Origin of the sequence: Arthrobacter sp. TB 26, assembly GCF_000427315.1 — a bacterium.
Lineage (GTDB): Bacteria > Actinomycetota > Actinomycetes > Actinomycetales > Micrococcaceae > Arthrobacter.
Map to the genome: position 1 here is coordinate 22023 of NZ_AUPJ01000307.1, position 6134 is coordinate 28156.

A 6134-nucleotide genomic window follows, 5' to 3' on the forward strand; every position below is an offset into this window, starting at 1 on the left:
GTCAGAACGGGAAGAATATCGCCTTCGCGAGCTCTTCAGCTTCCCAATGGCGGACATGGCCGAAGTAGATGTAGGGCGCTGACCGGACCCGGCTCGTCAGCCCACGCGGATTCCATTGTCAGCGAGGAACTCGCGGGCACGGCCCACCTGGCGGTCGGTGGAAAAGGCATACCACTGTTCGCTAAGGTTCTCGCCGTCGACGATGTCGCGGAACCGGAAGAAGGCACCTTTGCCCTCGATCGCCCGCCCCAGACGATCTCGGAGGGCCTCATCGTCCTGCCGCTCGGCGAAGGCCGCCATGTCCCGCCAGCCGTTCCGCGAACCGGTGCGGTCGACTCGAAGCCAACGGGCCGGCTCCTCCTCGACGTCGATGGCGTCGCCCTCCCCGACCATCATCGGGTCAGTGGCGCTGTCGTCGTACACCTGCCCGGTGCGCAGGTCGAGGTAGCCACCGGTCGACAGCTCGGGATCCCCTTCCAGCACGGTGCTGAGCATGTTCAGGTCTACCGGCACCACGCTGCCTGTCAGCGGCTCGCGGCGCAGACGTGCCAGCAGGTCCTCGACCAGCAGCCGGTCACCAGGGCCGTCGCGCCAAGTCAGCCGGTTGATGACCGACAGTGCCACCAGCTCGGCGTCCCGGCGTCTCTGCTCCAGCGCCATCGGTATGCCCGCCCCCACCTGTTGCAGGGCGTCATCGATGTGCCGTCTCGTCACCGCCGCAAGGAAGCGGGCCGCATCTGCTGCCGCGATCGCTTCACGCAACTCGGACAGGTCGAGCCCCGGCACCTGCACCTCTGCGGGCCACGCGTGCAGCAGCATCGGGTGCAGCCGGCCCGGTCTCCCCGGAACCCGGCTCTCCCCATCGTCAGCAGCCCACCGGCGCCCGTACTGGTCCGGGATGCTCCCCCAACCCCAGTACGGCAAGGGGACATCAGGACGGACACCCAATACCTCCAACGGGTCGACCTTCACCTCCCCGACCACACACCGGTGCATCCACGCGTCACCGAGGTCGAACGTGAACTGAAACTCAGCCCCCGGCTCCACCATCCGGGCGACCTTGGCAGCAACGATGTCGATTGGCGCGATGATCGGCCCCCGGATCGATCCGGCCATCTCGGCTCCCGTCTCTTCATCAGTGATTACCCGGCCGTCGGCCAGGGTGAACATTGACAGGTGCGAGCGGTCCCACCGGGCGAAAGCATCGTTGATGGCATCGGCGAGATCCATGAAGGTGTGCGACGGTCCGACCGCGAAGATACGCCCGGACCACGGCCACAACTCCTCACCACGACCACCGAGCAGTTCCACCGTCACCGACAACCAGGTTCGTGCCATACCCCAAGGATGGCACGCGCCGCGGCGCTGCCGTAGTCGCGTTACTGCAGGGCCCGAGCGCCGGCATCCCGCAGGAGGGCGCTGTTCCGCGAGACGGAAGAGCGAAGACTTTTGCACGCGCTTGCAAGCGCGGTGATGCCTGCGATCCGGGCTCCAGAGTAGCCCCCTGCTATCCCGTTTGAGGATCGTCCTACGGACACAAGAGCCAACATTGACAGCCCGGGCACTCATTCTGGGCCACGGGCAACTTCGGCGATGGTTTGGGGAGCATAGGACCGCAGTAGCCCATCCGCGATGCTGCCGCATCGTGCCTGGTTATTCTGAGCGGCTGCTAGGAGCGAAGCCCCCGGGGAGCTCCCGGAGCGAAGCTCCCCGGGGCGAAGATGATAGCGCTTCATTCCCTTTCAGGTGGGCGGAATCAGTCCGGCAAAACTTAAAGGCCGAACTCTGAAGTTGACCGCCACGACCATGGGGAAAGCAAACCAACCCTCACGATGGAACAGTGTGAGCGAGGCTGCGTCCCGATTGAGGTGCCTAAGCATCTGAAGGACGTGGTTGTCAGTCACGGGTAGGCCATCTCCCGCGCGGAGCAGGACGTAAGGGATCTGCTGCCCCTGAGCATGGAACTCATAGCGAAAGCGATAGCAGGGAAACTCTAACTCTAAATGTTGCTGTAGATCCGGGAGTATGAGTGCCAGAAGACGAGCAGTATCCTCCCATTCGTTCGGACCAGTCCTGCGTGGTTCGATGTGTTCCGCCAGCAGGGTGACGACCACCTGCGGTAAGAAATTGCGGCGCTTACGTGCGGCAACCCGTCCGTGCCAAGCCAGGAGAAACTTCACTACCTGAATAGTGATGCCGATTGGCTTCATGAACCCGAAAATGGCTTCCACCGTCTCCACACCGGGGCCGCCAGCTGCGGCACCTATTCCTACTGGCGTTGCCTTTTGGCAGTCGATTCCTGCGCCTCGCAAGAACACTTGGACGTGGTCCGATAGGGCATCTTCATCCGGTCGGGCAAACGGATTGCGTCTTACCCCTCGTGAATGTACATCAACTCCGACTGTGCCGGCGGGGACGTCCATGTAGTCCAGGCGCCGTCGCCTATTCACTTGCTCCTGCTCGCTGTAGCTCATAGTGGTATTTCCTTAACTATTGGAGTCGCCGGTAGGGCCAGGATTGAGTCACATACGTGGAGAGAACACGTTAGACCGAGCGTGCAAAAGGATGCGTGAGACCTCTCAACAATGGATTGGTTACTGAGACAGTCGAAGGCGCTGCTGGTTGCGTATAAGTTGCAGCGATGGATGGCCGTTTTGTCAGTAGCGCTCTTTGTCGGGTCGCAGTAGAGGTGATCACGCGATTACTCCGCTTCGGCCCAGGCCACGATGGCTTTCTGACGAACAAGCGAGCTAGCTGAAGTTTTCGTCAATCCACTCGTCCATGGGTGAAATGATGGCGTTGCCCTTTCGGACCTTGCCAAGCCCCGTTTCGTAGCTTGAGGTCAGCAGTTTGGCGTTGTGCTCGTTGAGGTTTCCAGCGAACCAGTCTCCCACCCAAATCGGGTCTGCGTAGCCTCGTCCGGCTTTGTTGGCCAAGTGGGCGGCACGGTTCACCACATCTCCCATGTAGATCACGTCATTGATGCCGCTGCCGCTGTAGCCGGCCTTGATCATGAGTGCCCGTCCGTAGTCGACTCCAATGCCCAGCTTCAAGGGTGTGAGGTCCTTCTTGCTGAGCTTGGCGTTGAGAAGCTTCTTCAGGGTGTTGGCAGTGCAAACGGTGTTGAAGAGATCATCGATGTTGCTTTGCAGTGGAGTGCTGTACACCGCCCAAACGCAGTCACCCACGATGTTTACTTCCCTGACCAGGGTGGAGCTGTTCAGAACGGCGACCATTTCAGAAATGAACGATCTGTAGATCTTTGCAAGCGCTGGCCTCTCGTGTTTTTCGGTGAGACCGGAGGAGTCGCGTATGTCGACGAAAATCGCGGTGCATTTACCGTAGACGCCGTTGGTGTAGGTCAATTTGTCGCGGTCCGGAAAGTTGTCCTTTTCTTCGAACTGCCCTGTCGGCTGATCCAGGATTTCATCGATCCGCGCGGCGCTGGAGGTGTATGAGTAGTACTTATAGTTTCCGTCCACAGTTACCATCCTGTCGTAGCTATGACGGCGACAGAAGCCGCGACACCAACCGCGGCGAGTTCTGCAATGATGGCGCGGTTAACGTACTTGAACTTGGTTGTGGCGATGTGCGCGTTCTCGTGGATCTGAGCGGCCACTTGGCGCGTGAGCCGCGTGGGGTCGCTCGTGAGCAGGGACAACACCTGCAGATACGTTGGCCTGTCCTTCGTGTAGTGTCCGGCGATGTCACCGAAGAACAAGAGGTTCACGGCGTCTTCGTCTGCCTCCTCCCCGTTCGGTAGCCGGCCACGGGTCCGAGGGAAGAGCGCCGCGCAGGCGAAGCCTGCAGAGGACACCAAAGCAAAGGCGCACAAGCCCACAGCCAGAGTCAGCGCACAGGTCCACTTATCTTCGTCCTTGACGATGTTGAACAGAGCCGCGACGGTAGCTCCGACAAAGGCGAGGGTTACGCCTGTCTTCGTATCTGCATGCCTTATCCACTCATTGGTAACGGACAGCGCCTTCCAAGCCTGGTCAGGTTGGGGCTCCGCAACCGCAGGAACGTCCGGCTCTCCCTTGGGTCCCCACGGGGTGCGCCTCATTTGGATTCCATTTCACTAGCAGCGGCCTTTGTCTCTCTGGAACGTACCTTACGGTCCGCACGGCGGAGTCATCATCTTCACGCCTGCATAGCAAAGGTCCTGGACACGTTTAAGGAGTCCAGGACCTCCCAGCCAACACCGTCCCGTTAGCCGGTCCCCCACCGGCGGCCGGCTCGCCACCTTCATGCATTCCCCTTCGAGGAAGCCGTAATGCAGGAATTCTCTGATTCCCGTATGACCTGCCTGCAAAGCCGCCGGTGAACGTGCCCTAAGCGCGACACTCCAGGTCGTCGTCTCTCAACCCGAAGAACCGTACCGCCTAGAGAAGATATCGGTAGACAGTAGCGCGGGAGACTCCGAGCATCTTGCCGATGTCGGAGGCACTGATTTCTTTGCCTTTGAGGTCCTTGGCCCGGGCAGCGGCAGCGTCATCCATTTTGCGGGGCCTTCCGCCGTGGCGGTTGTTGGCCGCGGCCGCAGCGAGGCCTGCCCTGGTGCGTTCGATCATCGTGTCGCGCTCAAGCTGCGCGAAGGCAGCCATGATCGTCAGCATCGCGGTGCCCATGGGCCCAGTCGTGTCCAGACCCTCGGTCAGGGAACGGAACCCTGCTCCCCGTTCACGGATGTTCTCGATAAGGTCCAAGACGTGCCGGGTGTTGCGGCCCAAACGGTCGAGCTTCCATACGGTGAGCACGTCGCCGGTCTCCAGCCTGTCCAGGGCTTTGGACAGCTGAGGGCGTTCGGCTGCGGATCCACTGACGCCTTTGTCGGCAAAGGTCCGGGCGGCGCCGGCCGCGTGGAGTGCATTGAGCTGCAGATCAAGGTTCTGTTCCGCGGTGGAAACCCTCGCGTACCCGATTACAGCCATAGACGTCCCCGTATTCTCTTAATGCCGAGCAATTCGCCGTCGCGAGACTACCTGTTATTGGACGGCATTCTGAGACTTTGAAGGGGCGTGTCGAACCGCGAGTTCCTCGCCATTCCTTACGTCCCCTGGAACACGCTCGACCGTCTCAGCAATGGATCGTATTTGAGATGCTCGAGAGTGGCGCCTACCGGTCAAATGTCCCTTCCACAGACGCTTATTCCGATACGTTGATAGCGGACACGGATCACGAGACAGGAATTCCGGTCTTCGTGCGAGTGGCCTGCAGTCCAAAAATGACGGCGATTATTTCACAGTTCTAACGGGGACTTGGCACTCCCTATAACTAGGTTGAGCGATCCGCCAGGTGAGGTCATCCGTAACGAACGCTAGACGTTGGCCCGTTCCGTTGTCATTTTCAGAAGTCGTCTGCACGGAATGTCAGAAGTCGCGTGCACCAATTCCGCGTTGGGCTTCGGTCGTGGAGGCGGTTGCGGAAGCCCTCTCCGGTGCCGTGGTTGTCCTGACCAAGTGTGGTGACCGCGGAGCCGACGGGTTTAGCCTTGTTCTAACGGTGATGGATCCCACCGGGACCGGCTGAGGTGCCGGTTCGGACCGCCGAGGTGGCTGATGGGTCCTGCCCCTAATGCGAAGGGCAGGACGCTCGCCATGACTGGAAATCGAAACAGGCCCGGCATCCCGGAAGAGCATGAACGGGATAGGCTTACGGTCGCTTTGCTACCCGTCGGCCCGCTGGAACTGTCAGCGGAGGAAGTGCGCCAGCTCTGGTCGTTCATTCACGGAGACATCATGGACGGGAGCATGCGCCGGCTGCTGCGCGCTTCCCTCGGGTTATGCCCCCGGCACACCTGGGCCTACGCGGTCGTGGAGATTGAGCTCTGGCAGGCCGGTGCCGGCGCCCGCGGCGGCCACCAGCCCTTCGACGTCACGGTCCTCTACGAGGATCTCCTCGAATACGTCGCCGACGCGCTGGACCGGAAAGGCTCCCTGTTGCACCGCCATCCGGACGGTGTGCTCCTGCCGGTGGGGCCGTGCCGTATCTGTGAGGACATGGCCTCCCCGTCTCTGCCCGGTTTGCGGATGGGCTACGCGAACTCCAACACCGAGGCCCTCACGATTGAAGCCAACGGGCTGGCTCACACCACGGCCTGGTGCAGGGAGACATCCCCGCTGTGGCAGGGCAGG

The 6134-nt window shown here is 61.1% G+C and carries 5 protein-coding genes and 1 riboswitch; all 5 genes read right to left on the reverse strand.

Annotated features, from left to right (window positions below; genetic code table 11):
* Positions 1-96: 96 nt before the first annotated feature.
* Positions 97-1338, reverse strand: a complete 1242-nt coding sequence (locus K789_RS0111110; RefSeq protein ID WP_024366825.1) for a UPF0158 family protein — start codon at positions 1336-1338, stop codon at positions 97-99.
* 404 nt (positions 1339-1742) lie between these two features.
* On the reverse strand, positions 1743-2474 hold the full coding sequence (locus K789_RS0111115) for a hypothetical protein (RefSeq protein WP_128081607.1): 732 nt from the start codon (positions 2472-2474) through the stop codon (positions 1743-1745).
* 276 nt (positions 2475-2750) lie between these two features.
* On the reverse strand, positions 2751-3482 hold the full coding sequence (locus K789_RS0111120; RefSeq protein WP_024366827.1) for an adenylate/guanylate cyclase domain-containing protein: 732 nt from the start codon (positions 3480-3482) through the stop codon (positions 2751-2753).
* Between the two features lie 2 nt (positions 3483-3484).
* Positions 3485-4063, reverse strand: coding sequence for a Pycsar system effector family protein (locus K789_RS0111125; protein WP_024366828.1), 579 nt, complete (start codon positions 4061-4063; stop codon positions 3485-3487).
* 319 nt (positions 4064-4382) lie between these two features.
* Complete coding sequence (locus K789_RS0111130) at positions 4383-4931, reverse strand: recombinase family protein (RefSeq protein WP_024366829.1); 549 nt, start codon at positions 4929-4931, stop codon at positions 4383-4385.
* Positions 4932-5492: 561 nt separating this feature from the next.
* Positions 5493-5575: riboswitch (Fluoride riboswitch) on the forward strand.
* Positions 5576-6134: the final 559 nt, after the last annotated feature.

Coding starts and splice junctions, on each gene's coding strand:
- K789_RS0111125 (WP_024366828.1), bottom strand. CDS start 4,063: ATGAGGCGCACCCCGTGGGGACCCAAGGGAGAGCCGGACGTTCCTGCG.
- K789_RS0111115 (WP_128081607.1), bottom strand. CDS start 2,474: ATGAGCTACAGCGAGCAGGAGCAAGTGAATAGGCGACGGCGCCTGGAC.
- K789_RS0111130 (WP_024366829.1), bottom strand. CDS start 4,931: ATGGCTGTAATCGGGTACGCGAGGGTTTCCACCGCGGAACAGAACCTT.
- K789_RS0111110 (WP_024366825.1), bottom strand. CDS start 1,338: ATGGCACGAACCTGGTTGTCGGTGACGGTGGAACTGCTCGGTGGTCGT.